This window comes from Roseateles sp. P5_E1, assembly GCF_054049335.1.
On the sequence record NZ_JBFUMN010000208.1, the window covers coordinates 1 to 705 of the forward strand.

The following is a 705-nucleotide window of genomic DNA, read 5'->3' on the forward strand; positions in this document are numbered from 1 at the left end:
GTAGTAGGCCTTGCCCTGTGGCAGCGCCCACACGCCCTTGTTGCCCAGGTGCCTGGCCTGCAGCGCCTGCACATCGGCCAGCAGACGCTGGTAGCCGGGGTTCACCGAGGTCTGCACGGCCATGCTGGCCTGCGCGAGCAGTTCGGCACGCCGCGCCGGTGCGATTGCCGCCACTTTCTCCAGTTTGCGTTGCAGCGACTGCACCCACAGGCTGTCCTTGGGCGCGGGCGCCAGCAGCGTGCGGAACTGCTCGGCCGCGCCCTGCAGCGCCACCTCCGGCGGCACCACGCCCTGCGCGGCCTGCATGTCCACGTTGGCGCGCACCTGGTCCAGCTTGGGGCCCATCGCCTGCAGCCGCGCGATGTAGCTGCGGGCGCTGGCCTCGTCGGTGACCGCGTGCTGGTTGTCCATGAACTGCGGCAGGTTCACCGGCAGGCTGAACAACTGGTCCACCGCGTAGGTGCTGCCGCCCACCGGCAGCCACGCGGCCGCCCACGGCACCGCCATCAGGTCGATCTGCGCCTGGTAGAACCAGCGCGCCAGGCCGTCGCTGAGCTGTTGCTGCGGATCCAGTGGGGCGCCGTGCCAGTCCTTGATCGCGGCGAGGTTGTCGGCCAGGAAGCGCCGGTTGACCTCACGCTGGGCCAGCGACACATCGGTGAGCTGGCTGGAGAAGTCGGCACCGTCGCCGCTGATGCCCAGCAT

General features: G+C 70.2%; 1 protein-coding gene. It reads right to left on the reverse strand.

Annotation, left to right across the window (positions count from 1 at the left end; all coding sequences use genetic code 11):
* The coding region (locus ACXJKJ_RS30640) for a DUF885 family protein (protein ID WP_457395227.1) at positions 1 to 705 on the reverse strand (705 nt) is incomplete at both ends.